We start from the raw sequence: 25,519 nt of genomic DNA, 5'->3' as shown, positions 1-25,519 counted from the left end.
CGGGCTACCAGGAGCCGTAGCCGCCGAGGCACTCCACGCGCACATAGCCCCAGTCGTTGGGGCCGAAGTCGAAGGTGGCGGCCCAGCCGTTGTAGACGGGGTGGGCGCCGCGGGTGTGGCCGACCTTGTCGCCCTGCGGGAGGGTCCGCTTGAGGCCGGTGGGGCCGCCGGCGCTGTCGTAGTTGGCGTAGAAGCTCGCCGAGGCGCAGGTGATCACCGCGTGGTCCGGGGTGACCGGGTCGGCGATCGCCGCGGACTGCTGGAGCGCGAAGACCGCGGAGGCTCCCGCGAGTACGGCGAAGGTCTTGCGGATCTTGGTCATCTGGGGGCAACTTCCGCTGGGACGACAGGGGTTGACGCGCGTAGCGAGGCTGAACCCCTGCATATTGGCATGCACACAACACCGCGACAATGGGGCGGTCGGAGGCAGTGGAACGGGGTTCAGCGCACCCGCTCCCGCGCGGCGCCGAGGGCCGGATTCCCCCCGGTGTCCCGCTGCGGCGCCTCGCCCCGCAGGCCCAGTCCCGCGGCGAGTACGAGCAGGCCGCCGAGCAGCACGAACGGGGCCGCGGCGCCCGCCGTGCCCGCGAGGAGGCCGGCCGCGGCCGGGGCGGCGACCTGCCCGAGGCGGTTGCCGGTCAGCCGCAGGGCCAGGGCGGTGGAGCGGGCCCCGGCGGGCGCCGCCCTGACCACCGTGGTCATGGACAGCGGCTGGCCCACGCCGAGGCAGAAGCCGAGGACCGCGAGGAGCACCGCGAGCGCCCAGACCGGCAGCGGCAGGGCGACGGCGGCGCAGAGCAGCCCGGCCGCGAGGCAGGTCGCGGTGAGCAGCGCCCGGCGGCCGCACCACCGCAGCATCGGGCTCATCACCAGGCGGCAGGCGATGGTGGCGCCCGCCCGCAGGCTGAGCAGCACGCCGACCACTGCGGGGGCGATGCCGCGCTCCTCGCCGACCACCGGCAGATAGGCGGTCAGGATGTCGGTCGCGGAGAGCACGGCCAGGCTGATGAACATGCCCGCGGGCACGCCCCGGGCGCGCAGGATCCGCGCCACCGGCGGCCGTTCGGCGCGGGGGCCGGGGGCGGGGCCGGGCTCGCGGTGCTCGATGCGCCAGGTCCACAGCAGGGCGAAGGCGCCGCCCGCGGCGGCGAGCAGCAGGGCGAGCGCGCTGGTGTGGGACCGGTCGCCGCCGATGACGGCACCGGCGGCGACCGGGCCCGCGAGCTGCCCGAGCGAGGCGCCGATGGTGAAGTGGCCGAAGTTGCGGTCCTGCTGCTCGGGCGGCGACTGCCGGGCGACGATCGACTGCGCCCCGATCACGAAGGCGAGGTGTCCGAGGCCCATCACCCCGCTCCACAGGGCCATCGCGCCGAGCGAGCCCGCGGTGCCGCTCAGCGCGCAGCCGCCCGAGATCAGCAGCACGCCGAGCGGCAGCAGCGGGGCGCAGCGGCCCCGGTCGGTACGGCGGCCGAGCGGCACCGCGGCGAAGAGCGGCAGCAGGGCGTAGACGCCCGCGATCACCCCGACGGCGCGCTCGTCGGCGCCGAGGGCGAGGGCCCGGTAGGAGACCGCGGGCCGGGCCATCGAGACGGCGCCCTGCGCGAAGCCGAAGGCGAGGACGAGGCGCAGCAGCCAGGCCCGGTTCGTACCGGCGCTCGCGCGGGGTGCGTACGGCATGGCTCAGCGGGGCCCGGCGGCTCAGAGGATGCCGAAGAGGAGCCCGGCGCCGAGCACCACGAGGGAGGTGAAGGCGGCCCACTTGACGGTGAAGCGGGTGTGGTCGCCGAACTCGACCTTGGCCATGCCGACCAGGACGTAGACCGCGGGGACCAGCGGGCTGGACATGTGCAGGGGCTGGCCGACGATCGAGGCGCGGGCGATCTCCAGGTTGGTCACGCCGTGCGCGGAGCCCGCCTCGGCGAGGACCGGCAGGACGCCGAAGTAGAAGCCGTCGTTGGACATGAAGTAGGTGAGCGGCAGGCTCAGTACACCGGTGACCAGGGCCATGTGCGGGCCCATCGACTCGGGGATCACCCCGACCAGCCACTCGGCCATGTGGTCGACCATGCCGGTGCCCTGGAGCACCCCGGTGAAGACGGCGGCGGCGAAGACCATCCCGGAGACGTTGAGGACGTTCTCCGCGTGCGCCCCGATCCGGGCCTTCTGCTCGTCCATCCGCGGGAAGTTGACGGTGAGCGCGAGGGCGGCGCCGAGCAGGAAGAGCACCGGGATCGGCAGCCACTCCATGATCATGGCGGTGAGCAGCAGCACGGTCAGGGCGGCGTTGAACCAGTACAGCTTCGGGCGCAGGGTCTCGCGGTCCGGGTCGAGGCCGCGCAGTCCGTCGTTCTCCTCCCCGGCGGGGGCCGCGTGGTCGCCGGTGCCGCCGGTTCCCCGCCCGGAGGCGGTGCCGCCGGCTGTCTTGGCTGCGGCGCCCGCGCCGACGAGCACCTGCTCGTCCTCGGCGGCGGTCTCCTTCTCGTTCTCCTCGTCCTCACCGGGTGCCGTGAGGATCCCGAGCCGCCTGCGCTCGCGCATGCCGAGGACGTAGGAGAGGACGAGGACGGCGAGCAGGCCGACGGCGAGCGCCGGGATCATCGGGACGAAGACATCGGCGGCGTCGACCTTGAGCGCGGTGGCGGCGCGGGCCGTCGGGCCGCCCCAGGGCAGGGTGTTCATGACGCCGTTGGCGGTGGCGGCGACGCCGGTCATCACGACGAGGCTCATGCCGAGGCGCTTGTAGAGCGGGTACATCGCCGAGACGGTGATCATGAAGGTGGTGGAGCCGTCGCCGTCCAGCGAGACCACCGCGGCGAGCAGGGCGGTGCCGATCACGATGCGCAGCGGATCGGCCTTGCAGAAGCGCAGGATGCCGCGGACGATCGGGTCGAACAGCCCGACGTCGATCATCACGCCGAAGTAGACGATCGCGAACATCAGCATCGCCGCGGTGGGGGCGAGGGTGCCCACGCCTTCGAGGACGTAGTCCCCGAGATGGGCGCCCTTCCCGACGAAGACGCAGAAGAGTGCCGGGATGAGCACGAGCGCCGCGATCGGCGACATCTTCTTCATCATGATCAGGACCAGGAAGGTCGCGATCATGGCGAAGCCGAGGATGGTCAGCATGGGTGGACACCTAACGTTCGCCCTTGAACTCCCCACAGGGCCGGGGGTGCGGATGACGTTAGGTGGCCACTTTGCTGTCATCAAGGCGTAACACTGCGAGCAATAAGAGCAAAACCCCAGCTCAGCCGGGGGTCATCCGTGAGCGCTCGGTACGGCCGCGCTGAGCTGCACCGGAACCGCGTTGAGCACCGCGGTGCCCGAGAGCGGGTCGAGGAGGGTGCCGTCGAGCAGCTGGTTGACGTTGACGCCGGGGTCGGCGGCGGCCACTCGCAGCCGGGTGCCGGGCCGGTCGTGGCCCCAGCCGTGCGGCAGGCTCACCACCCCGGTGCGCACCGTGTCGGTCAGCTCCGCGGGGACCACCACGGCTCCGCCGCCGCCCTCGACGCGTACGGGGGTGCCGTCCTGCACGCCGAGGCGGGCCGCGTCCTCGGGGTGGAGGTGCAGGGTGCAGCGGTTGGAACCGCCGGTCAGCGCGGGCACGTTGTGCAGCCAGCTGTTGTTGGAGCGCAGATGGCGGCGGCCGACCAGGAGCAGCTGGTCCGGGCTCGCGTCGAGGGCGGCGCTCAGCCGCGGCAGGTCCCCGGCGATCGGCTCCGGGAGGAGTTCGATGCGCCCGGAGCGGGTCTTCAGCGGTCCGGGCAGCCGGGGTTGCAGCGGCCCGAGGTCGATGCCGTGCGGGTGGGCGAGGACCTTGGTGAGGCTGAGGCCCTCGGGGTCGGCGCCGAAGCCCTCGCCGTACGGGCCGAGGCGCAGCATCATGTCGAGCCGCCGCTCGGCGCCGTCCTCGCCGGTGAGCTGGGCGGTGAGTTCGGCGACCTCGCGTCCGTGCACCGGTGAGCGGGGGTCGGCGACGGCCTTGCCGAGGGTCTGGGCGATCACCAGGGCGTCCACGGCGCCGGGGTCGGTGCGCTCCCGGCCCCGCTCGGTCTCGCTCCAGTAGGTGCCGCCCGCCGCGAGGACGAGCCGGGCGAGGATCTCCGACTCGTCGGGGCGCCCCTCGGGCCGGGGCAGGGCGGGGCGGCTGTAGCGGACCTGGTTGCGTACCGCGAAGCCGTTGAAGGCGTAGTCGAAGTGGGCGCTCTGCGAGGGCGGCGGCGGGGGCAGCACCACGTCCGCGTGCCGGGAGGTCTCGTTGAGGTAGGGGTCGACGCTGACCATGAAGGAGAGCGAGGCGAGCGCCGCGTCGAGGCGGTTGCCGTCGGGCGCGGAGAGCACCGGGTTGGCGGCGACGGTGAGCAGCACCCGGATCGGGGTGCCGCCGGGCGCCGGGCCGTCCGCGCCCCGCTCACCGGCGGTGCCCTCGTCGAAGGTGTCGATCTCCTCCGCGAGGGCGGCGAGCGGGAGTTCGCCCTTGGCCTCGGGGTGGCGGGAGACCCGGCTGTGCCAGCGGCCGAGGTCGAAGCCGCGGCCGGGACCGGCGGGGCGGTGGGCGGCGCGGTCGGTGGCGGAGAGCGGGAAGAGGGCGCCGCCGGGGCGGTCGAGGTTGCCGGTGAGGATGTTCAGTACGTCCACCAGCCAGCTGGTGAGGGTGCCGTGGGCGACGGTGCTGCTGCCGATGCGGCCGTAGACCGCGGCGGTGGGGGCGGCGGCGAGTTCGCGGGCGAGGGCGCGCACCGTCTCGGCCGGGACGTCGCAGGGGCCTGCGACCTTCTCCGGGGTGAACTCCCGTACCGCTTCGGCGAGTTCGTCGAGGCCCTCGACCAGGTCCGTCAGGGCGCCGAGGCGGACCAGCTTCTCCTCGAAGAGGACCTGGGTCATCGCGGCGAGCAGCAGGGCGTCGGTACCGGGCCGGAGGGCGAGGTGGCGGTCGGCGAGGCGGGCGGTGCGGGTGCGGCGCGGGTCGACGACGGTGAGGGTGCCGCCGCGGGCGCGCAGGGCGCGCAGCCGGCCGGGGAAGTCGGGCGCGGTGCACAGGCTGCCGTTGGACTCCATCGGGTTGGCGCCGAGCAGCAGCAGGTGGTCCGTGCGGTCGAGGTCGGGGACCGGGATGGCGAAGGCGTCGCCGAAGAGCAGCCCGCTGGAGACGTGTTTGGGCATCTGGTCGACGGTGCTGGCGGTGAAGAGCCCGCGGGTGCCGGTCACCGTGCTGAGCAGCGGCGGGTAGAGGGCACCGGCGACGGTGTGCACGTTCGGGTTGCCGAGGACGATGCCGAGGGCGGCGGGGCCGTGCTCCTCGATCAGCGGGCGCAGCCGCGCCGCGACCGCGTCGAAGGCCTCCTCCCAACTCACCTCGCGCAGCTCGCCGTCCTTGCGGAGCAGCGGGGCGCTCAGCCGGTCGGGGTCGGCGTCGGCCTGCGGGAGGGCGGCGCCCTTGGGGCAGATGAAGCCCTTGCTGAACACGTCCTCGGCGTCGCCCCGGGCGCCGGTGAGGCGGCCGTCCTGGACGGTGAGGCGGAGCCCGCAGGTCGCCTCGCACAGCGGGCAGACACGGAGGACGGTACGTGGTGCGGACATGAGCGCTCCCGGCGGCGGTGGCTTCCCTGGCACACGGACCCCCCAGAGCATACCGACCGGTAGGCACGGCGCCAGAGGGCCCGCGGGCCGGAGCACGGCGGGCCCCGGGGTCAGTCCAGGCGCTTGGCCAGATAGGCCTGGAGCAGTTCCCGCATCTCGGCGATGATCCGCGGGTCGCCCTCGGGGCTCACCCGGAAGGCCAACTGCACCAGGGCGTCGGCCGATTCGACGGCGACCAGGAAGGTGCGGTGCAGGTCCTCGTCGGGGCGGCGGCCGAGGTGGGTGGCGAGCAGTTCGGAGAGCTGGCCCGCGAGCAGGTGGTTGGGGCGGCCCTTCGGGGAGCCGACCGGGATCTGGTTGCCGAAGTCGACGTAGCTGAAGCCGGGCATCGTCCGCTTCATGTCCAGGTACTCGTCGAGCACCGCGTCCATCACGCCGCGCCAGTCCCCCGGCGCCATGGCGGCGAGGCGGCGGGTGATGCGCGCGCTGTAGTCGGCGAGGTTGCGTTCGGCGAGGGCCTCGACCATGGCGCGTTTGTTGCCGAAGAAGCGGTACACGGAGCCGATCGGCACAGCGGCCCGCACGGCGACGGCCCGGGTGCTCAGGTCTTCGTAGCCGGCCTCGTCGAGCAGATCGGCGCAGGCGTCGAGGATCCGGCTGAGCCGTTCGGCGCTGCGCTGCTGGACGGGTGCACGGCGGAGTGAGGTGGAGTGCTGCACGCACTTCATGATGCCCTGCCGCGCGGTCCGGTAATACGAACAGCCCTTCCCCTAAGGGGTCGCGTATCGCGTGAAAAGGGGCCGATGCGGCACCGCGGCCGGAAATCGATACCCGCGGTCACCGGATCTCCCCGAAGCGGCGGCGGTTCCCCCTTGCGGGACGGCGAGCGGAATCCTACGGTGTCCCATAGGAATCATGGACGAGGGAGCGACGATGAGCGGGGACGCACGCAAGACCGCCGCGGCACTGGAGTACCTCACGGGCTTCGGCAACGAGCACAGCAGCGAGGCGGTGCCCGGCGCCCTGCCGCTGGGCCGCAACTCGCCGCAGCGCGCACCGCTCGGCCTCTACGCGGAGCAGCTGAGCGGCACCGCCTTCACCGAGCCGCGGGCCCGCAACCGCCGCTCCTGGCTCTACCGGATCAGCCCCTCCGCGGCCCACCCCGCCTTCGTCCGCGGGGAGAACGCGGCCGTGCGCACCGCCCCCTTCACCGAGCAGGTCCCCGACCCCAACCGGCTGCGCTGGAACCCGCTGCCCGCCCCCGCGCCCGGCACCGATTTCCTGGCCGGACTGTGGACCCTCGGCGGGAACGGCGACGCCCTCCAGCGCACCGGCATGGCCGTGCACCTCTACCACGCGAACGCCGCCATGGAGCGGGTGTTCAGCGACGCGGACGGCGAACTCCTGATCGTCCCCGAGCGCGGCGGGCTGCTGCTGCGCACCGAACTCGGCCTGCTCGCCGCCGAACCGGGCCAGGTGGCGCTGATCCCGCGCGGCGTCCGCTTCCGGGTGGAGCTGCTCGACGACAGCGCCCGCGGCTATGTCTGCGAGAACTACGGCGCCCCCTTCCAGCTGCCCGACCTCGGCCCGATCGGCGCCAACGGCCTCGCCAACGCCCGCGACTTCCAGGCCCCCGTCGCCGCCTACGAGGACGTCGAGGGCCCCGTCGAGGTGGTCAACAAGTACGGCGGCAACCTCTGGCACGCCACCTACGCCCACTCCCCGCTGGACGTCGTCGCCTGGCACGGCAACCTCACGCCGTACGTCTACGATCTGCACCGCTTCAATGTCATCGGCTCGATCAGCTACGACCACCCGGACCCCTCGATCTTCACGGTGCTCACCTCGCCCTCGGACACCCCGGGCCTCGCGGGCGTGGACTTCGTGGTCTTCGCCCCGCGCTGGCTGGTCGGCGAGGACACCTTCCGGCCGCCGTACTTCCACCGCAATGTGATGAGCGAGTACATGGGCCTCGTCGAGGGCGCCTACGACGCCAAGCAGGCCGGGGAGGGCGGCTTCGCCCCCGGCTGCGGCTCGCTGCACAACATGATGTCCGCGCACGGCCCGGACCGGGAGACCTTCGAGAAGGCGAGCGCCGCCGAGCTGCGGCCGCAGCGCATGGACGACGGCCTCGCCTTCATGTTCGAGACCCGCTGGCCGGTCCTCACCACCGGGCAGGCGGCACAAGCCGGACACCGGCAACCGGGCTACGACGCCGTATGGCAAGGTCTGGAGCGGCACTTCACACAGGGATAGCGATTTGGGAGAGGCCGTGACCGCTTTCGCCCCGGATTCGATCGTCCTCAACCGCAAGCTGCCCCTGTGGTACCAGGTCTCGCAGTCCCTGCGCGCCTCGATACTGGGCCGCCCCGCCGACGCCCCGCTGCGGCTGCCCACCGAGGAGCAGCTCGCGGGGCACTACGGGGTCAGCGTGCTCACCATGCGGCAGGCGCTGAAGGAGCTGGAGGACGAGGGCCTCATCAGCCGCCACCGCAGACGCGGCACCTTCATCGAACCGAGCGCCCTGCGCGGCGCCCCGGTACGCCTGCTCGGCTCGGTCGACGCGATCGTGGCCCAGCAGTCGGGCATGAGCACCGAGTTGCTCTCCCACGGCACGGGCCCGGTGCCCGGCGCCCTCGCCGAGCACTTCCCCGGCGCGGCGGAGGTGGCCACGTACCACCGGCTGCGGCGGGACGAGGAGACCGGGGAGCCGACCAACCACGCGGTCAACCACGTACGGGCCGAACTGGCCGCGCGGATCGACCTCGCGGACCTGGAGCGGCGGCCGATGACCAAGGTGCTCCGGGACCTCGACGGGGTGCACATCAGCCGGATCACCGACACCGTCGAGGCGCGGCTCGCGGACCCGGAGACCGCGCGGCTGCTCGAAGTGCCGCTGCTCAGCCCGATCCTGCACTACACCGGCATCAGCTACGACGCCGAGGGGGCGGTCCTGGACGTGGCCGTCATCCGCTACCGCGGCGACCGCTTCTCCTTCACCGTCACCCTGGACGCGCACTGAGACGAGCGCCCGAGGGCCCCTGACGGCGAGGAGCCGCGAGGGTGCTCGCGCGCCGTGGCGCCCGGCGCACCGGCCCTGCGGCCCCACCCCCGCCTTCTCTCCACGCCCAACCGGCTGCCTCACCGCCGCACACCCGGAAATCTATGCTCGCCGAGGTAGACATTGAGCAGTGGTGTGGCTATGGTTCTTCTCGTAGTCGAGAGAGACAAGAGAGCCCGGCAGACACGGACTACCGGGAGGCGGCGCTTCTCCAGGCCGTCGGCAGTACGCATCACCAGCAGTACGCGGCGGACGCGGCCGAGCAGTACGCAGGACGCCGCCCCCGCCCGACAAGCAGTTGATCACCGAGGAAGAAACGGAGGAACCAGGCACCATCAGGATCGCCCGGGCGGTATGACGAGCCCGGGTACCGCAGGACATCGAAAGTGAGGTGGTCTACGGTCACGCAACCGCGATCCCCGCAGCTCCGGCAGCTTCCAGGCCGGATACGCGGAAACAGAAGGCCGGCGCAGCATCGAGGCCGGCAGATGGTGTAGTAGCTCCTTCGGGGCCCTGGTGCCAGATGGCACCAGGGCCCCTCGACGCGTCCACAGAGAGGTGCAATGACCGCAGAGGATTCGTTCGGCAGGCTCGACGACGACGACTATCCCGCGTACACGATGGGCCGGGCCGCGGAGATGCTCGGCACCAGCCAGGGCTTTCTCCGGGCCATCGGCGAAGCCCGCCTGATCACCCCGCTCCGCTCCGAGGGCGGGCACCGGCGCTACTCCCGGTACCAGCTCCGCATCGCCGCCCGCGCGCGTGAACTCGTCGATCAGGGCACCCCCATCGAGGCCGCCTGCCGCATCATCATCCTGGAGGACCAACTCGAAGAGGCCCAGCGCCTCAACGCCGCGTACCGGGCGGGCGGAGCGGCGGATCCGCCGCCCAGGGGCCGGGAGCCGGACGGAGATGCCGGGTCCTGAGAGGCGGCATCGCCCGAAAGGCACCGTGCGCGCCCGCATTCCGCGCTTCCGTCGAGGCGGAATCTGTGACCGCTGGATGAGGGTTTGCCACACGGCGCGGGGACATTGCCGCCGGGCCGGACCGGGGCGGGTATTCCGCGCGGCGGCGGGCCGAAACGGCGTGCTACTGTCGATCCCGGTTGTCCTCGCGGTTTTCGAACCCCCAGCAGCTCCGAGCGGCCTCTGCGCCGCATACGGGAGCGCTTGATACTTCCGGTCACTTCCGGGTCGTTTCCGGGTCATTTCCGGTCAGGGCGTCATCGCGGCAACACGGTATCCGCACCTGCGGATCCCTGCGTACTGCCCCAAGGAGATACGACATGGCTTCCGGCACCGTGAAATGGTTCAACGCGGCCAAGGGCTTCGGCTTCATCGAGCAGGAAGGCGGCGGTCCCGACGTGTTCGCCCACTTCTCGCAGATCGCCGCCGAGGGCTTCCGCGAACTGGTCGAAGGCCAGCAGGTCACCTTCGACATCGCCCAGGGCCAGAAGGGCCCCACCGCCGAGAACATCGTCCCCGCCTGAACACCCGACGCGCACTCCGCCGCCGGGGCCCGCATCCGCCGGGATGCGGACCCCGGCCGCGGGCATTTCCCGCACACGGTCCCGCCCGCGGCGGCGACCGCCGCCCGGGGACCCCGGCAGGGACGCGGAGAATTTCCGCTCCGCGCCCCGCCGGTGCCCCGTTTTCCCGGTCCGCCCGATGCCCTGCCTTTTCCGCTTTTCCGGCACGGATCTCCCGCGGACAGATGTCCTTTTCCATTCCCTCCGGCTCGTCCTTGCGATTCCCGCGCCATTCCCGGCTGCCGGAATTCCTTGATACGTGCCGTATCAAGGAAGGTTCTCGATGAACCCCACACGTACGAACAACCGCTCCGCACGCAGCCGCCGCCGCTCCGGCGGTGCCGCCTACGGCGCCGGTACGGTCCCCGCTCCCCGGTTCGGCCGCTCCGGCGCCCCGAGCAGGTCGGGCAACCCCGGCCGGTCCGGGAACGCGGGCGGCTCCGGCGGACGCGGCCGACGGCCCGCCGCGGTCCAGGAGTTCGCCCTGCCGGAGACGGTCACTCCGCCGCTGCCCGCCGTCGAGTCCTTCACGGACCTCGACCTGCCCGCCGAGCTGCTGGCCGCGCTCACCAGCCAGGGCCTGTCGGTGCCGTTCCCGATCCAGGGCGCGACGCTGCCGAACTCCCTGGCGGGCCGCGACGTCCTCGGCCGCGGCCGGACCGGTTCCGGCAAGACGCTGGCCCTCGGGCTTCCGCTGCTCGCCCGGACCGCCGGAGGGCGCGCCGAGACCCGCCGGCCGCTTGCCCTGATCCTGGTCCCCACCCGGGAGCTCGCCCAGCAGGTCACCGACGCCCTCACCCCGTACGCCCGGGCCGTCAGGCTGCGGCTGGCCACCGTGGTCGGCGGGATGCCGATCCGCAAGCAGGCCAACGCGCTGCGCGACGGCGCCGAGGTCGTGGTCGCCACCCCCGGACGCCTCAAGGACCTCATCGACCGCGGTGACTGCCGCCTCGACCGGGTCGCCATCACCGTCCTCGACGAGGCCGACCAGATGGCCGACATGGGCTTCATGCCGCAGGTCACCGCCCTCCTCGACCAGGTGGGCGCCGAGGGCCAGCGGATGCTGTTCTCGGCCACCCTGGACCGCAACGTCGACCGCCTGGTCCGCCGCTACCTCAGCGACCCGGTCGTCCACTCCGTCGACCCGTCCCAGGGCGCGGTGGTCACGATGGAGCACCACGTCCTGCATGTGCAGGGCGCCGACAAGCACCGGGTCACCACGGAGATCGCCGCACGCGAGGGCCGGGTGATCATGTTCGTGGACACCAAGCGCGCCGCGGACCGCCTCGCCAAGGACCTCCTCGGCAACGGCGTACGGGCCGCCGCCCTGCACGGCGGGAAGTCCCAGCCGCAACGCACCCGTACCCTCGCCCAGTTCAAGACCGGGCACGTCACCGCCCTGGTGGCGACGAACGTGGCGGCCCGCGGCATCCACATCGACAACCTCGACCTCGTCGTCAACGTGGACCTGCCGAGCGACCACAAGGACTACCTGCACCGCGGCGGGCGCACCGCCCGCGCGGGCGAGTCCGGCCGCGTCGTCACCCTGGTCACCCCCGAGCAGCGGCGCGAGATGAGCCGGCTGCTGGCCGCCGCGGGCATCAGCCCCCAGACCGCCCAGGTCCGCCCCGGCGACGAGGCCCTGCACCGGGTCACCGGCGCCCGGACCCCCTCCGGTGTGCCCGTCGTCCTCGCCGAGCCGGCGCCTGCGGCCCAACCGCGCAAGCGCGGCGCCTCCTCCCGCGGCCGCCGCGGTCCGGGCGCCCGGCGCGGCAACGGGGGCGGGCGCCAGTCCGCCCTCGGCAAGGCCGCCTGAGCCTGAGCGGCACCCGCACTCCGTACCGCTCCACGTCGAACCGGGCAGCGCTCCGGGCGTTCTCGCCCCTGCCCGGTTCGACCGGGAGCTTCGCAGCAGCCCCTTCCCTTCTTTCCCCGTGTGAGGCCCTTGTGCGCTGTGTCATCGCCCGCTTCCCGTTCGATCTCACCCCGAGCGGCGTGCTGGAATCCATGAAGGGCGTCGAGCCCGAGCAGATCACCGGCGAGTCGGTGACCCTCGGCGGCCGCGTCTACCCCGTCAAGCAGGTCGGCCAGGTCGTCACGCGCCAGGACCCCCGCGATTTCACCGCCGGCGAGGTCGTCCGGGCCATGACCCGGCTCGGCTTCCCCTGCCACGGGCTGCCCCGTGCCGCCGCGCCCGCACCGGCCCTCAGCCCGCTCCAGCGGGCGTCCGCGCTGCTCGGCAGCGGATGAGCCTCTGAACGCGCTGCGGGCCCCGCCGATGTCGGCGGGGCCCGCGGCCCGGCACCCGGACCGCGCCGGACCGCGGGGGCTTGAGGGGTCCTACTCGGTGCGGTAGGCCTCCAGTTCACCGATCGAGGTGAAGGTGCGGGTGCCGCCCGGGGCGCCGATGATCCGTACGCCGTCTCCGGCGACGGGGGCGAAGCTCAGCTCGTAGGTGCGGTGCGGGCCCGCCGAGGAGTTGTAGGGGTAGGCCGGGGCGGTGCTCAGCTGGGAGACGTCCTTCCAGACGCCCTTCTGGCGCACCTGCACCCGCAGGTCCCGGGCGAACCAGCCACCGTCGGGGAACATCGCCCCCGTGGTGTAGGCGACCTTGTCGAGCGTGTACTGCCGGGGCCAGGTGTAGCCCCACCAGCTCTCGGCCTTGGCCTCGTCGTTCCAGTCGTCCTCGGACTCGGTGCGGTTGCCGTTGTGGTAGAAGCCGCTGTTGCCGAAGTGCGCGACCCGCTCGGTGGGCACGGTGCCCGGCTCGCGGGCCAGGTTGCGGGCCGCGTCCGGCGGGTTGTCCGGCGCCGAGGAGGTGGCGGGCGCCAGCTTCAGCTGCCGCAGGGAGTAGGTGTACGACCAGTGGTCGCCCGCGGGCACTCCGCCGCCGCAGGGGCAGACATTGGACTGGAGCCACATCGAACGGCCGTCCGCGCTCAGGTACTTGGAGGGGATGGTCGTCGCGTAGCCGCCGTGCTTGGCGTGCGTCCACGGATAGCCGCCGAAGTCCTTGGCGTCGAAGCGGCGCCAAGGGCCCCAGGGTGTCGGCGACTCGTAGAACTCGAAGGTGTACTCGGTCCACGAGGTGTACAGATAGCGGCCGAGCGGCTTGTTGTAGACGACTCCGCCCTGGCTGATCACGCTCATGTTCTTCGCGCGGCCCGGAGTGTAGACGTCCGGGTAGACCCGCCGGTCGTCCTCGATGACGGCCTTGCGCCGGGCGATGTCGGCGCTCCACACCGGCTTGCCCGTGCTGTCGCTGCCCGCGGCGAACTCCCAGGCCGCCCGGTTCATGATCTCCGCGCGCGGCACCCGGGCCAGGAAGACCTGGGTGGGGTCGGGGACCGAGTCGTCGAAGGAGTCGCGCCAGTTGTGGTCGAGTCCGTAGGCGTAGACATAGCCGTCGGGCGCGTTGCCGTAGGCCTTGCCGTAGTCGAGGAACATCACCGTGGTGAACAGGCCGTCCGGGAACATCGGCTTGGACCTGTCCCACTGCCAGGTGCGGCCGTGGTCGGTGGACTTGGCGACGGTGGCGGCGGGCGCGTCGTTGAAGTCGAAGGCGAGGTCCTGCACGGCGAGGTAGAGGTCCCCGCCGACGCAGGCCATCCCGGTGGGCTTACGGGTGTGCTCCGCGTTCCAGACCTGGCCCACGGCGTCGCCCTGGGAGAGGCTGGTGCCGCGCAGGCTGCCCGGCATGCCCTCGATCCGGGCCACCCCGATGTCGCTCATCGGGGCGCCGAAGCCGACCCCGTCGCCGTAGGCGGTGTAGACGTGGTCGTCGTCGGACCAGCAATTGGGCCACAGATCACCGTGGTTGACGTTGTCGCCGACCGCGGGGGCGCCGACCGTGGCGCCCGGGGCGACGTCCACGGTGGCGAAGAAGTCGCCGACCGGAGGGGAGACGGCGGGCCGGGCCGAGGCACCGGAGCCGCGGGCCGGGGCGTCGCTGCCGCTCGCCAGGGGCGCCGCGGTGGCGGCGAGGCCCAGGGCGAGCGCGGCTGAGGCGAGCGTCCTGGAGAAGGTCCGCCGTCGGCGGGGTCGTACCACTGCGGGCATGAGCAGCTCCCGTGGCCGGGTCGTGGGGATGAGCGTGCGCGGTCCGATGGAGCGGTGAGCAGAGCGCGGCGCCGAGCGCGGAACCGAGCGCGGCGCGGGGCGGTAATCGATTTCAGCGGCACCGTAGACGTGCCGCCGGGGCCGGTCAAGCCCCGGCGGCAGAACGCCTGTTGACGGGCGGGAGCGGGACGCTCGACGGCACCGGGAGCGGGCTGCGGGGCCGGGGCCCCGCGGTCAGGCCCCGGGACCGGCCGTGCTCTCCCGCGCCTGCAGCTCGGTGCGCAGCACCACCGTCTGCAAGGGCCGCTCCCCGCCGCTGATCCGCTCCTGGAGCAGGGTGGCCGCGGTGAACCCCAGGTCGTACGAGGGCAGCCGGACGGTGCTCAGACTGGGCCTGACCAGCGGGGCCCAGGGGATCTCGCCGAAGGAGAGCACCCCGAAGCCGGGCGCCGCGAGCCCGGCCTCGGCCAGCGCCTGGAGCGCACCCACCGCCATCAGGTTGTTGGCGGCGAAGACGGCGTCCGGCGGCTCGGGCAGGGCGAGCAGTTCGCGCATCGCGCGGTGGCCGCCCTCGACCCGGAAGTCGGCGTAGCGGATGTGCTCCTCGCGCAGCGCCTCGGCGGCCCGGGTCTCGGTGGGGTTCTCGCGGACGAAGTCCCGTACCGCGGTGCGGTATCCGGCGAGCCGCTCCTCCGAGGTGGAGGCGCCCTCGGGCCCGGTGAGGCAGGCCAGGCGCCGGTAGCCGCGTTCGAAGAGGTGCCAGGTGGCCTCCTCCGCGCCGTGCGCGTTGTCGACCAGGACCACGTCCACGGTGGAACCGCGCGGGCGCCGGTCCACCGCGACCACCGGCATCTTGCGCGATTCGAGGGCCGAGAGGTCGGTACGCGAGCGGGAGGCGGCGGCCACGATCACCCCGGCCATCTGCTCGGCGAGCGCGATCTCCAGGTACCGGCGCTCCTTGTCCACGTCCTCGTCGGTGTTGCAGAGCACCACCGAGAGGTTGGTCTGCTGCGCGGCGTCCTCGACCCCGCGGGCCATGGCGGTGAAGAAGGGGTTCTCGATGTCGGGGATGAGCAGGCCGATCACGCTGGCGCGCTGGGTGCGCAGCGAGCGCGCCACCCGGTTGGGCGCGAAGCCCAGCTCGGTGGCGGCGGCCCGGACCCGTTCCGCGCGTTCGGCGGTGACCCGGCCGCCGTTGAAGACCCGGGACACGGTCGCCGGGGAGACCCCGGCCGCGCGTGCCACGTCGTGGATGGTTGTCGCCACTGCTGCTCCCGCCCTCTGTGCCCCGGGGCGGGTGTCGGCACGCGGACCGGCTTCTTTGCCGCTCCGCGTCGCACCCCTTGACACCCCGGTGAGGCGAACCCTACGTTCGCGTGAAATGGATTTCAAGTGATCCACCCGTCCGGGCATTCCGGACTCGTTCCTGCTCAACTCCCCCTTGTCTCCCCCGTGTTGGCAAGGTTCTGGCAGGGATAAGCAAGAAATCGTTTTCAGACCTGGAGCCGCGTGTGTGGACCCCGTACGGCATGGACGCCCTCTCCCTGCGCAGCAGCGCGGTGAGCCGCTCGATCAGCGCGGAGAACCCGACCGGCGCCAAGGGCGGCGGGGGCCGGGCGACCGAGGGCACCGGCGCGAAGGCGGCGAGCCTGCTCGGGCGCGGCTGGAAGATCTCCCCCAGCATCGACATCGCCCCCGGTGAGACGGCCGAGCTGGCCGACATCGCGGGCCCGGGCACCATCCGCCACCTGTGGTGCACCACCGCCCCGCACCGCGCCTGGCGCGGCACCCTGCTGCGGATGTACTGGGAGGGCGCCGAGGACCCGGCCGTCGAGGTGCCGCTCGGCGACTTCTTCGGCCAGGGCTGGAACCAGTACGCCCAGCTCTCCTCCGCGATGGTGGCCGCCAATCCGAACGGCGGCTTCAACTCCTACTGGCCGATGCCCTTCCGGGACTCGGCGCGGATCACCCTGGAGAACCTCTCCGCAGAGACGGTCACCCTCTACTACCAGGTCGACTACGAACTGGGCGAGGTCCCGGCGCAGGCCGGCTATCTGCACGCCCGCTGGCGGCGCAGCAACCCGGTCCCCCGCGGCGAGGTGCACACCCTGCTCGACGGGGTCAGGGGCCAGGGCCACTACGCCGGTACCTACCTCGCCTGGGGCGTCAACAGCCCCGGCTGGTGGGGCGAGGGCGAGGTGAAGTTCTACCTGGACGGGGACGAGGAGTTCCCCACGATCTGCGGCACCGGCACCGAGGACTACTTCGGCGGCGCCTGGAACTTCGACGTCCCCGAGCAGGGCTACACCGCGTACACCACGCCCTTCCTCGGCCTGCACCAGATCCTGCGGCCCGACGGGCTCTACGCCAGCCAGCAGCGGTTCGGGATGTATCGGTGGCATGTGCCCGACCCGGTGCGCTTCGCCGAGGACCTGCGGGTCACGGTGCAGAGCCTCGGCATCGGCCCCGGGCACGACAACGGCCTGCCGCACCGCTACCGGCACACCAGCGACGACCTGGCCAGCACCGCCTTCTTCTATCTGGACGCCCCGGACTCCCCCGCTTCGCGGCCGCCCTCCCCCGGTCGCCTGGACCTCGAAGTCGACTGACCCGCGGGCGCGTTCGACTCCGGGGTCGAGGCGGCCGGTCCACGGGCCCGCCGCTCACCCCGCGCCCCGCCCCCGTACCCGATCCCCGCACGCGACCCGACACGAGGACAGGAGCACCGCTCATGCTCCAGCACGGCAAGGACGCCGCTCCCCCACCGCCCACCCGCCGCCGGTTCCTGACCGGCATGGCCGGTGCGGCGGGGGCCCTGGCCGCCCCGGCGGCGCTCACCGGCTGCGGCTCGGCGGGCTCCGGCGGCGGCGAGCTGGTCTTCTGGAACTTCTACGGCCCCCAGCACGGCCCCGACCCGGCGGCCAACCGGCAGAGCGAGTGGTTCACCAAACTGGTCGCCGACTGGAACGCCCGCGAGCGCGTGAAGGTCAGGCTCCAGTACCTGCCGACCTCCGCCTACCTCAACGGCTCCAAGGTGCCGACCGCCTTCGCGACCGGCGCAGGCCCGGACATCTTCCTGTGCAGCCCCGGCGACTTCCTGCGCTACTACAACGGCGGCGTCCTGGAGGAGCTGACCCCGTACCTGGACAAGGGCGTGGTCGAGGACTACGGCTCCACGCTCACCAGCCGCATGGTCGAGGACAAGGTCTACGCGCTGCCGATGGAGAACGAGCCGCTCGCGATGTTCTACGACGTGGGCGCCTGGGAGAAGGCGGGCCTGTCCGAGGGAGACATCCCGAAGACCTGGGACCAACTGCTGGACGTCGGCGACAAGTTGCGCCGCCGCGGCCGGGCCGGACTGGTCTTCGAGACCCAGCCGGGCTACTTCCAGAACTTCACCTGGTACCCCTGGATGTGGCAGGGCGGCGGCGACGTCCTCGACCGCGAGGGCGCCCCCGCCTTCGACTCCCGCGCCACCCGCCAGGCCCTCCAGCTCTGGCAGGACGCGGTACGCCACGGCATCGCCCCGCGCACCAACCCGGCCGCGGGCGACCTGGTCGCCGGCTTCCGCTCCGGTCAGGCCGCCCTGTGGCAGAACGGCATCTGGCAGGTGGCGGGCTTCAAGGCGGCGGCGCCGAAGTACCGCTACGGGGTCTTCAAGCTGCCGGTGCCCGCGGGCGGCAAGTACGTCACCGCGCTCGGCGGCTGGTCCTTCTGCGCCAACGCCCGGGGCCGCGACCCCGAGGCCGCCGCCCGCTTCTGCGCCTGGGCGCTCGGCAGCATGCGCGAGGACTGCGTCGCGCGGATGACCGAGTGGTGCACCGTCGCCAAGTCCGATGTGGCGCCGCGTACCTCGGCGCTCGAACTGGGCGCGCGCAAGGGCGGCTACGACGCCGCGGCGATGCGCGCCTTCAAGGACGAGATCTTCCCCGGCGGCCGCGCCGAGCCCCGCTATCCGCCGGTCGTCTACAAGGCGATCTCCGACGCCGTCCAGGGCAGCATGCTCGCCGGCCGCTCCGTGTCCTCGCAGGCCGAGCGCGCCGCCGAGTCGATCGCCGCCTACACCAAGAGCTACCAGGGGGCGAGTTTGATATGACCAGCCTCGGCACCGTGCCCGACACCGCCGCCCGGCGCCCGGCCCGCGCCGCGCGCGAGCGCCGGCGGCTCAGCCGCAAGCACCGCGAGTGGCTCGCCGCCGCGCTCTTCCTCGCCCCGGACTGCATCGGGCTGCTGCTCTTCGTCGGCATCCCCATGCTGCTCTCGATCTTCCTCGGCTTCTTCCAGGTCAGCGGCTTCGGCAGCTACCGCTGGGTCGGCCTCGGCAACTACGAGCGGATGATGTCCGATCCGCTGTTCTGGGACGCGATGCGGATCACCGCGATCTACGTCGTCGTCCTGGTGCCGGTGCTCTTCGCGGTGAGCCTCGGCCTCGGCCTCCTGGTCAAGCAGAAGCTGCCCGCCGTCGGCGCCTTCCGTACCGCGCTCTTCCTGCCGTACGTGATCAGCCTCGTGGTGGTCGGGCTGCTGTGGAAGTTCCTCCTGGACGACCAGGTGGGCGCCGTCAGCGGGGCCATCGAGGACGCCGGGCTCGGCCACCACTCCTGGCTCGGCGAGCCCTCCCTCGCGCTCGCCTCGCTGATCGCGGTGACCGTCTGGGTGATGATGGGCTACTACATGGTCATCTTCCTGGCCGGCCTCCAGGAGATCCCGCAGGAGTACTACGAGGCCGCGAAGATCGACGGCGCCGGGCCCTGGCGGACCTTCCGCAGCATCACCTGGCCGCTGCTGCGCCCCACCAGCTTCTTCGTCCTGCTGATGTCCACGGTGGCCGCGCTGACCGGCGGGCTCGACCTGATCTTCGTCCTGACCTCGGGCGGACCCGCCAACGGCACCTCGCTGGCGATCTTCTACATCTACCAGCAGGCCTTCATCTTCGGCGAGTACGGCTATGCCTCGGCGCTCGGCTCCTTCCTGGTGCTGATCATGGTCCTGGTCTCGGCCGTGGTCTTCCGGGTCACCCGCGGCGGGAGGTTCGACGATGGCGAATGAGACCCTGACCGGCTCGTCCGAGAGCCGCAGCGACTCCCCGCGCGCCGTGCGCGCCCGGCGCGGCATCGGCCGCGGGCGCTCCGCCCGGGCCGGTCTGACCCTGCTCGCGCTGATCCTCGCCGTGGCCTCCGTGCTGCCGGTGCTCTACATGGTCTCGGCCTCCTTCAAGACCCGGGACACGGTCACCGACGGGAAGCTGCTCCCGAGCGAGTTCACCTTCGACAACTACCGCTACGTCTTCACCGAGGTGCCCTTCACCCGGTACCTGCTCAACAGCTTCCTGATCTCCGCGGTGATCACCGTGGTGGCGCTGCTCTTCCACTCGATGGCCGCCTACGCGCTGGCCCGGCTGCGCTTCCCGGGCCGGGAGAAGCTGTTCGCGCTGATCTTCTCCACCCTGCTCGTCACCGCCCCGGTGGTGCTGATCCCGCTCTTCCTGGTGGCCAGGGAGCTGAACCTGCTCGACAGCTACGCGGGCCTGATCATCCCGGCGATCTTCAACGCCTTCGGCATCTTCCTGCTGCGGCAGTTCTACCTGGGGCTGCCGCGCGAGCTGGAGGAGGCCGCGATCGTCGACGGCTGCGGGCACTGGCGGGTGTACTGGTCGATCGTGCTGCCGATGTCCCGGCCGATCCTCTCGGCGCTCGCGGTCTTCTTCTTCCTGGCCAACTGGAACGCCTTCGTCTGGCCGCTGGTGGCCACCAACGACCCGGATCTGACCGTGGTCCAGCTCGGCATCTCCACCCTGCAGAACCAGTACACCTCGAACTGGAACTACATCCTCGCGGCGGCCACCGTCGCGGCCCTGCCGATGCTCGCGCTCTTCTTCGCCTTCCAGCGGCAGATCGTCGAGTCCATCAAGACGTCCGGCATCAAATGACCCTCCGGCGGCGGGCGCCCGGCCCCGGCAGCCGCGCCCCGCCCCCCGCGCCCGCCGCACCCGACCACCCCGCACATCCGCCGCACCCCCACCCCACGGAGGCACCTTCATGGCACGCATCGGTCTGCTCTCGCTCTCGGACGGGCGCGACTTCGTCCACCGCGACGTCACCGAGCACATCGCCCGCGCCGCCCGCGAACTCGCCGCCATGCTCACCGAGGCCGGGCACGAGGTGGTCCTCGCCCCCGAGCAGGTCAGCAGCAACACCCTCGCCACCAGCCAGGCCCGCTGGCTCAGCGACCAGCACCTCGACCTCACGATCTTCCACCACTCGGTGTGGACCTTCCCGCACTTCACCATGCTCGCCGCCGAGGCCACCCGGGGCCCGCTGCTGATGGTCGCCAACATCGACCCGCAGTTCCCCGGCATGGTCGGACTGCTCGCGGGCGGCGGCGGCCTGGACCAGATAGGCCGGGTGCACAGCCGCGCCTGGGGCGACCTGAGCGAACCGGCCGTACGCGAGCGGATCCTCGCCGAGGTCCGGGCGGCCACCGCGGTCCAGCGGCTGCGCGGCTCCACCTTCGGGCGGATCGGCGGGCGCCCGATGGGCATGTACACCGCGGTCGCCAACACCGACCAGTGGATGCGGCAGTTCGGGGTGGACGTCGAGGAGATCGACCAGTGGGAGATCGTCCGGCGCAGTGAGAACGCCTCGCAGACCCGGGTCACCGCCGCCCGCGAGTGGCTGGAGAAGCACGCCGCGGGCGTGCACTACGACGGCAAGCAGCTCACCCCCGAGCTCCTGGAGCGCCAGATCCGCTCGTACTACGCGATGCGGGAGCTGATCGAGGAGTGGAACCTCGACTTCTCCGGCATCAAGGGCCAGCCGGAGCTGACCACCCACTTCTGCACCATGGACGTCGCCGAGGCCTTCCTCAACGACCCCTACGACTGGGAGGGCCCCAAGGAGACCCATGTCACCGCCACCGAGGCCGACATGGACGGAGCGCTGAGCATGCAGCTGCTCAAGCTGCTCTCCGGCGACCCGGTGCTCTTCGCGGACGTGAGGCACTACCACGCCGACCGGGACGTCTGGGACCTGTGCAACTCGGGCCAGCACGCCACCTGGTACGCCGCCCGCTCCGAGGACCCCGCCGAGAACCTCTCCCAGGTCCACTTCCACCCGGAGGTCTTCTACTTCCCCGCGGGCGGCGCCAGCGTCCAGCACCTGGCCGCGCCCGGCGACCTGACCTTCGCCCGGCTCACCCGCGACAGCGGCGAGTACCGGATGCACGTCATGCGGGGCTCCTTCGAGACCTACGACGAAGCGACCAACGACCGGATGATGCGCGCCTCCACCTTCGAGTGGCCGCACGCCTTCGCCCGCCTGGACGCCCCCGCCGACGACTTCCTCGGCCGCTTCGGCTCCAACCACATCCACGCGGTGCCCGGTGACTACGTGGCCGAACTGCGTTCCGTATGCCGCCAGTTGGGGATCCGCTTCGACGGCTTCGGCTCGGCGGCCTGAGCCGGGCGAAGGGCAGGAACCACGGAGGAAGGACATGACCTCATCGGCACCGCCCCTGCTCGCCATGCGGGGCATCGCCAAGTCGTTCCCCGGCGTACGCGCGCTCAGCGGCGTCGACCTCACCGTGCACGCCGGTGAGGTCGTCGCCCTGCTCGGCGAGAACGGCGCCGGCAAGTCGACGCTGATGAACATCCTGGCCGGGGTCCACGCGGACTACGAGGGCAGCATCCTGCGCGACGGCGAGCCGGTCTCGCTGCACTCCCCGCGGGACGCCGCCCAGCACGGCATCGCGATGATCCACCAGGAGCTCAACCTGGTGCCCGAACTCTCCGTCGCGGAGAACGTCTTCCTCGGCCGGGAGCCCACCACCGCCCGCGGCACCGTCCGGCGCCGCGAGATGGAGGAGCGCACCACCCGGCTGCTCGCCGGACTCGGCCTGGACCTGCCGCCCCGCCGGGCCCTCAAGCACTGCCAGATCGCCGAGCGCCAGCTGATCGAGGTGGCCAAGGCGCTGAGCCTGGACGTGCGGATCCTGGTGATGGACGAGCCGACCTCGGCCCTCGCCGACGCCGAGGTGCGCCGACTGCACGCCGTGATCCGCGGACTGACCGCGCGCGGCGTCGGCGTCGTCTACATCTCGCACCGCCTGGAGGAACTCGCGGAGATCGCCGACTCGGTGACCGTGCTCCGCGACGGGGTGTGCACCGGGCGCCGCGCGATGGCCGAGACCAGCCGCGCCGAACTGGTCCGCCTGATGGTCGGCCGCCCCCTGGACGAGCTGTACCCGCGCCGCCCCGGGCAGGCCCCGGCCGCTCCCCCGCGCCTGAGCGTACGGGGCCTGCGGCTGCCCTCGGTGGGCGGCGGCCCCGCGCTGCACGGCATCGACCTGACCGTCGCGCCCGGCGAGATCGTCGGGCTCGCGGGACTGATGGGCGCCGGGCGCACCGAGGTGCTCCAGTCCCTCTTCGGGCACTACGGGGCCCGGGCGAGCGGCGAGTTCACCCTGGACGGCCGGGCCTACCGGCCGCGCAGCCCCGGTCAGGCCATCCGCCGGGGCCTCGCCCTGGTCGCGGAGGACCGCAAGGCGCAGAGCCTGGTCCTCGGCAACACGGTCCGCTTCAACGCCTCGCTCGCCGCGCTCGGCAGATTCGGCACCCCCTGGCGGACGGTGCGGCGGCGGCGCGAGGCGGCGGCGGTGCGCGGGCAGCTGGACGCGCTCGCGGTGCGCACCCCGGGCATGGAGGTCCCGGCCGGGCAGCTCTCCGGGGGCAACCAGCAGAAGGTCGTGCTCGCCAAGTGCCTGCTCACCGAGCCCGGGCTGCTCCTGATGGACGAGCCGACCCGGGGCATCGACATCGGCGCCAAGGCGCAGATCCACACCCTGATGGACAGGCTCGCCCAGCAGGGCACGGCGATCCTCGCGGTCTCCTCCGAACTGCCGGAGCTGATCGGCATGTGCGACCGGATCCTGGTGCTCTGCGAGGGACGGCTGACCGGCGAGTTCCACCGCGACCCCGCCCGGGGCCCGGTGGCCGACGAGGAGTCCCTGCTCACCGCGGCGATGGCCCGCCGGACGGTGGCCGACGCCCCGAAGACGGCGGTGGTGGACCCCGGCGCGGGACCCGCCGTGCCCGCGCCCCGCGCCGGGGGACCGACATCCCGGGCCGGCGGCACCGGGGACCCCGGCGGCAGCCCCGGGGAAGCGAACGAGGACGAGGAGAGCGGCGCATGACGAGCACCCTCGACACCGCCGAGGCGGCCGAGGCGAAGGCACCCGGGAGGCTGCGGCGGCTGCTGCCGCTCTTCGGCTCCCTGCAGAGCTACATCGGCCTGGTGCTGATCTTCGTGGCCGGGGTCGCCACCAAGGGCGATGTCTTCCTCAACCAGACCAACCTCACCAACGCGGTCGGCAACTTCTCCTCCCGCGGCATCCTCGCGGTCGGCGTCACCCTGGTCATCATCACCGCGGGCATCGACCTCTCGGTGGGCTCCCTGATGGGCTTCGCCTCGATGGCCGCGGCGATGATGCTCTTCCACCACGACATGCCGGTCTGGCAGATCGTGCCGCTGTGCATGCTGATCGGCGCCGCCTTCGGCTTCGTCAACGGCGCGGGCACCTCCTGGCTGCGCATCCAGTCCTTCGTGATGACGCTGGCCATGCTCTCCATCGCCCGCGGCCTGGACCGGCAGATGTCCGACAACGCCTCGGTGGGCACCACCGTCGCGGGCCCGGACGGCAAGCTCACCGAGAACTCGGCCTCCTTCCAGGGCCTCGGCACCCCCGGGCACAACGTCCTGGTCGGCGTCCTCGGCCCGGACGGGATCTACTTCCCCGTCCTCGCCTTCGTCCTGGTCTGCGTCGTCTTCCATCTGCTGCTCTCCCGGACCCGCTTCGGGCGGCATGTGTACGCGGTCGGCGGCAACCCGACCGCGGCCCGGCTCTCCGGCATCAACGTCACCTTCGTGGTGATCGCCGTGTTCACCCTCTCCGGCATGCTCGCCGGTTTCGCCGGGCCCATCGACGCGGCGTACAGCGCCTCGGCGGACCCGATGGCGGGCAACGGCTACGAACTCGACGCGATCGCCGCGGCCGTGATCGGCGGGGCGAGCCTCGCCGGCGGCAAGGGCACCATCGCCGGCACCTTCGTCGGCGCGCTCATCCTCACCCTGCTCGACAACGTCCTCGGCCTCAACGCCGTCAGCGACAACTGGCAACTGGTCATCAAGGGCTCGATCGTCGTGTTCGCCGTGGTCCTGCAACGCCCGGACCTGCTGCGCGGCGCGGGCCGCCGTCTCGGCCGCCGCTTCGGCAAGACGCCACCCAGCGAGGAGAAAACCGCATGAAACGCACCGCTACCTCCGTACTGGCCGCCCTGTGCGCCGCGGCCCTCGCCGGCGGCTGCGCCTCCAAGACGGACACCGCCGACGGCGGCGACTCCGGCAAGGACGGCGGGCAGTTCGTCATCGGCTACTCGCAGTCCAACAACGCGGAGCCCTACCGCCAGCAGCTCAACAAGCAGCTCAAGCACTTCGTGGCCCGGCACAAGAACCTCAAGCTGCTTCCCATCACGGACGCGCGGCAGGACAACGCCACCCAGGTCAGCCAGGTGCAGAGCTTCATCCAGCAGAAGGTGGACCTGCTCATCGTCTCGCCGAACGAGCCCGCCCCGCTGACCCCGCCGGTGGAGCAGGCCTGCAAGGCGGGCATCGACGTGCTGGTCCTGGACCGTACGGTCAACACCGACTGCTACACCTCCTTCATCGGCGGCGACAACTACGCGATCGGCAGGAAGGCGGGCGAGGCCGCCGTCAAGGCGCTGCCGGACGGCGGCAACGTCGCCGAGCTGCGCGGGGTGCTCTCCGCCCAGCCGCAGATCGACCGCGACAAGGGCTTCCGGGACGCGGTCGAGGGCCACGGCATCAAGATCGTCGAGGCCCGCGAGGCCAAGTGGACCCGGCCCAACGCCATCAAGGTGATGAACCAGTGGCTGGCCCGCGGTACCGACATCGACCTGGTCTACGCGCACAACGACGACATGGCGATCGGCGCGCACGGCGCGGCCTCCGGCGCGGGCAAGGCGAAGCGCATCAAGTTCCTCGGCATCGACGGCCTCGCCATCCCGGACGGCGGCATCCGCGCCGTCCAGCAGGGCCGCCTGCTGTCCACCTTCGTCTACCCGACCGGCGCCGAGGAGGCCGCCGAGGCCGCCTACGCCCTCTCCCAGGGCAAGAAGCCGAAGAAGAAGCAGACCCTGCCGACCGTGGAGGTCACCAAGGCCAACGCGGCGAAGATCTACGAGGAGTACGACGTCAGCGGCGGCTGACCACCGCGCG

General features: G+C 72.2%; 21 protein-coding genes. 14 read left to right on the top strand and 7 right to left on the bottom strand.

Annotated elements, in window-relative coordinates; translation table 11 throughout:
• Nucleotides 1-4: 4 nt before the first annotated feature.
• The 5 genes from MID12_RS27795 to MID12_RS27775 all read right to left on the bottom strand — a co-directional run bounded on the left by MID12_RS27795 (nt 5) and on the right by MID12_RS27775 (nt 6,308).
• Nucleotides 5-322, bottom strand: a complete 318-nt coding sequence (locus tag MID12_RS27795; protein WP_040254881.1) for a hypothetical protein — start codon at nt 320-322, stop codon at nt 5-7.
• Between the two features lie 119 nt (nt 323-441).
• A complete protein-coding gene (locus tag MID12_RS27790) occupies nt 442-1,677 on the bottom strand; it encodes an MFS transporter (RefSeq protein WP_263171567.1) in 1,236 nt (411 codons plus the stop codon).
• 21 nt (nt 1,678-1,698) lie between these two features.
• The gene (locus MID12_RS27785) at nt 1,699-3,126 is read right to left on the bottom strand and encodes a CitMHS family transporter (RefSeq protein WP_263171565.1); all 1,428 of its coding nucleotides are present in this window, start codon (nt 3,124-3,126) and stop codon (nt 1,699-1,701) included.
• A gap of 132 nt (nt 3,127-3,258) precedes the next feature.
• Complete coding sequence (locus MID12_RS27780) at nt 3,259-5,580, bottom strand: molybdopterin-dependent oxidoreductase (RefSeq protein WP_263171564.1); 2,322 nt, start codon at nt 5,578-5,580, stop codon at nt 3,259-3,261.
• 110 nt (nt 5,581-5,690) lie between these two features.
• On the bottom strand, nt 5,691-6,308 hold the full coding sequence (locus MID12_RS27775) for a TetR/AcrR family transcriptional regulator (protein WP_040254876.1): 618 nt from the start codon (nt 6,306-6,308) through the stop codon (nt 5,691-5,693).
• 205 nt (nt 6,309-6,513) lie between these two features.
• Here MID12_RS27775 and hmgA point away from each other — a divergent pair, with 205 nt between their 5' ends.
• From hmgA to MID12_RS27745, 6 genes are all read left to right on the top strand, one after another.
• Nucleotides 6,514-7,836 carry a homogentisate 1,2-dioxygenase gene (hmgA, locus tag MID12_RS27770; protein WP_040254874.1) on the top strand — a complete coding sequence of 441 codons (1,323 nt, stop codon included), beginning with the start codon at nt 6,514-6,516 and terminating at the stop codon, nt 7,834-7,836.
• 16 nt (nt 7,837-7,852) lie between these two features.
• Nucleotides 7,853-8,602, top strand: coding sequence for a GntR family transcriptional regulator (locus MID12_RS27765; RefSeq protein ID WP_040254873.1), 750 nt, complete (start codon nt 7,853-7,855; stop codon nt 8,600-8,602).
• Nucleotides 8,603-9,204: 602 nt separating this feature from the next.
• Nucleotides 9,205-9,567, top strand: coding sequence for a MerR family transcriptional regulator (locus tag MID12_RS27760; RefSeq protein WP_052482660.1), 363 nt, complete (start codon nt 9,205-9,207; stop codon nt 9,565-9,567).
• 359 nt (nt 9,568-9,926) lie between these two features.
• Nucleotides 9,927-10,130 (top strand): cold-shock protein, encoded by a 204-nt coding sequence (locus MID12_RS27755; protein WP_040254871.1) that lies wholly within the window; start codon nt 9,927-9,929, stop codon nt 10,128-10,130.
• 322 nt (nt 10,131-10,452) lie between these two features.
• Nucleotides 10,453-11,985 (top strand): DEAD/DEAH box helicase, encoded by a 1,533-nt coding sequence (locus MID12_RS27750; RefSeq protein ID WP_040254870.1) that lies wholly within the window; start codon nt 10,453-10,455, stop codon nt 11,983-11,985.
• A 131-nt stretch (nt 11,986-12,116) separates the two neighbouring features.
• Nucleotides 12,117-12,419 (top strand): SCO5918 family protein, encoded by a 303-nt coding sequence (locus MID12_RS27745; protein WP_040254868.1) that lies wholly within the window; start codon nt 12,117-12,119, stop codon nt 12,417-12,419.
• Nucleotides 12,420-12,509: 90 nt separating this feature from the next.
• Here MID12_RS27745 and MID12_RS27740 read toward each other — a convergent pair whose 3' ends face one another.
• A complete protein-coding gene (locus MID12_RS27740; protein ID WP_263171554.1) occupies nt 12,510-14,228 on the bottom strand; it encodes a DUF4185 domain-containing protein in 1,719 nt (572 codons plus the stop codon).
• A 234-nt stretch (nt 14,229-14,462) separates the two neighbouring features.
• Nucleotides 14,463-15,494 carry a LacI family DNA-binding transcriptional regulator gene (locus MID12_RS27735; RefSeq protein ID WP_040254866.1) on the bottom strand — a complete coding sequence of 344 codons (1,032 nt, stop codon included), beginning with the start codon at nt 15,492-15,494 and terminating at the stop codon, nt 14,463-14,465.
• Nucleotides 15,495-15,757: 263 nt separating this feature from the next.
• Between MID12_RS27735 and MID12_RS27730 the strand changes: the two genes are divergently transcribed.
• From MID12_RS27730 to MID12_RS27695, 8 genes are all read left to right on the top strand, one after another.
• Nucleotides 15,758-16,837, top strand: coding sequence for a glycoside hydrolase family 172 protein (locus MID12_RS27730; RefSeq protein WP_040258421.1), 1,080 nt, complete (start codon nt 15,758-15,760; stop codon nt 16,835-16,837).
• A gap of 122 nt (nt 16,838-16,959) precedes the next feature.
• Nucleotides 16,960-18,324: an ABC transporter substrate-binding protein gene (locus MID12_RS27725; protein WP_263171547.1), complete on the top strand. Its 1,365-nt coding sequence runs from the start codon at nt 16,960-16,962 to the stop codon at nt 18,322-18,324.
• Nucleotides 18,321-19,277, top strand: a complete 957-nt coding sequence (locus MID12_RS27720; RefSeq protein WP_040254863.1) for a carbohydrate ABC transporter permease — start codon at nt 18,321-18,323, stop codon at nt 19,275-19,277. The genes MID12_RS27725 and MID12_RS27720 overlap by 4 nt, the downstream gene beginning before the upstream one ends.
• Nucleotides 19,267-20,157, top strand: a complete 891-nt coding sequence (locus MID12_RS27715) for a carbohydrate ABC transporter permease (RefSeq protein WP_263171544.1) — start codon at nt 19,267-19,269, stop codon at nt 20,155-20,157. Before MID12_RS27720 ends, MID12_RS27715 begins: the two co-directional genes overlap by 11 nt.
• 109 nt (nt 20,158-20,266) lie before the next feature.
• Nucleotides 20,267-21,685, top strand: coding sequence for an L-fucose/L-arabinose isomerase family protein (locus MID12_RS27710; protein WP_040254860.1), 1,419 nt, complete (start codon nt 20,267-20,269; stop codon nt 21,683-21,685).
• 34 nt (nt 21,686-21,719) lie between these two features.
• The gene (locus MID12_RS27705) at nt 21,720-23,417 is read left to right on the top strand and encodes a sugar ABC transporter ATP-binding protein (protein WP_263171540.1); all 1,698 of its coding nucleotides are present in this window, start codon (nt 21,720-21,722) and stop codon (nt 23,415-23,417) included.
• Nucleotides 23,414-24,529 carry an ABC transporter permease gene (locus MID12_RS27700; RefSeq protein WP_078845274.1) on the top strand — a complete coding sequence of 372 codons (1,116 nt, stop codon included), beginning with the start codon at nt 23,414-23,416 and terminating at the stop codon, nt 24,527-24,529. The genes MID12_RS27705 and MID12_RS27700 overlap by 4 nt, the downstream gene beginning before the upstream one ends.
• The gene (locus MID12_RS27695; protein WP_263171538.1) at nt 24,526-25,509 is read left to right on the top strand and encodes a substrate-binding domain-containing protein; all 984 of its coding nucleotides are present in this window, start codon (nt 24,526-24,528) and stop codon (nt 25,507-25,509) included. Before MID12_RS27700 ends, MID12_RS27695 begins: the two co-directional genes overlap by 4 nt.
• The last annotated feature ends 10 nt before the right edge of the window (nt 25,510-25,519 follow it).

The sequence above is a fragment of the Streptomyces sp. SCSIO ZS0520 genome, from assembly GCF_025643355.1.
Taxonomy (GTDB): domain Bacteria; phylum Actinomycetota; class Actinomycetes; order Streptomycetales; family Streptomycetaceae; genus Streptomyces; species Streptomyces physcomitrii.
Note: the sequence above shows the minus strand (reverse complement) of the source record. Positions and strands in the feature narration are given on the sequence as shown.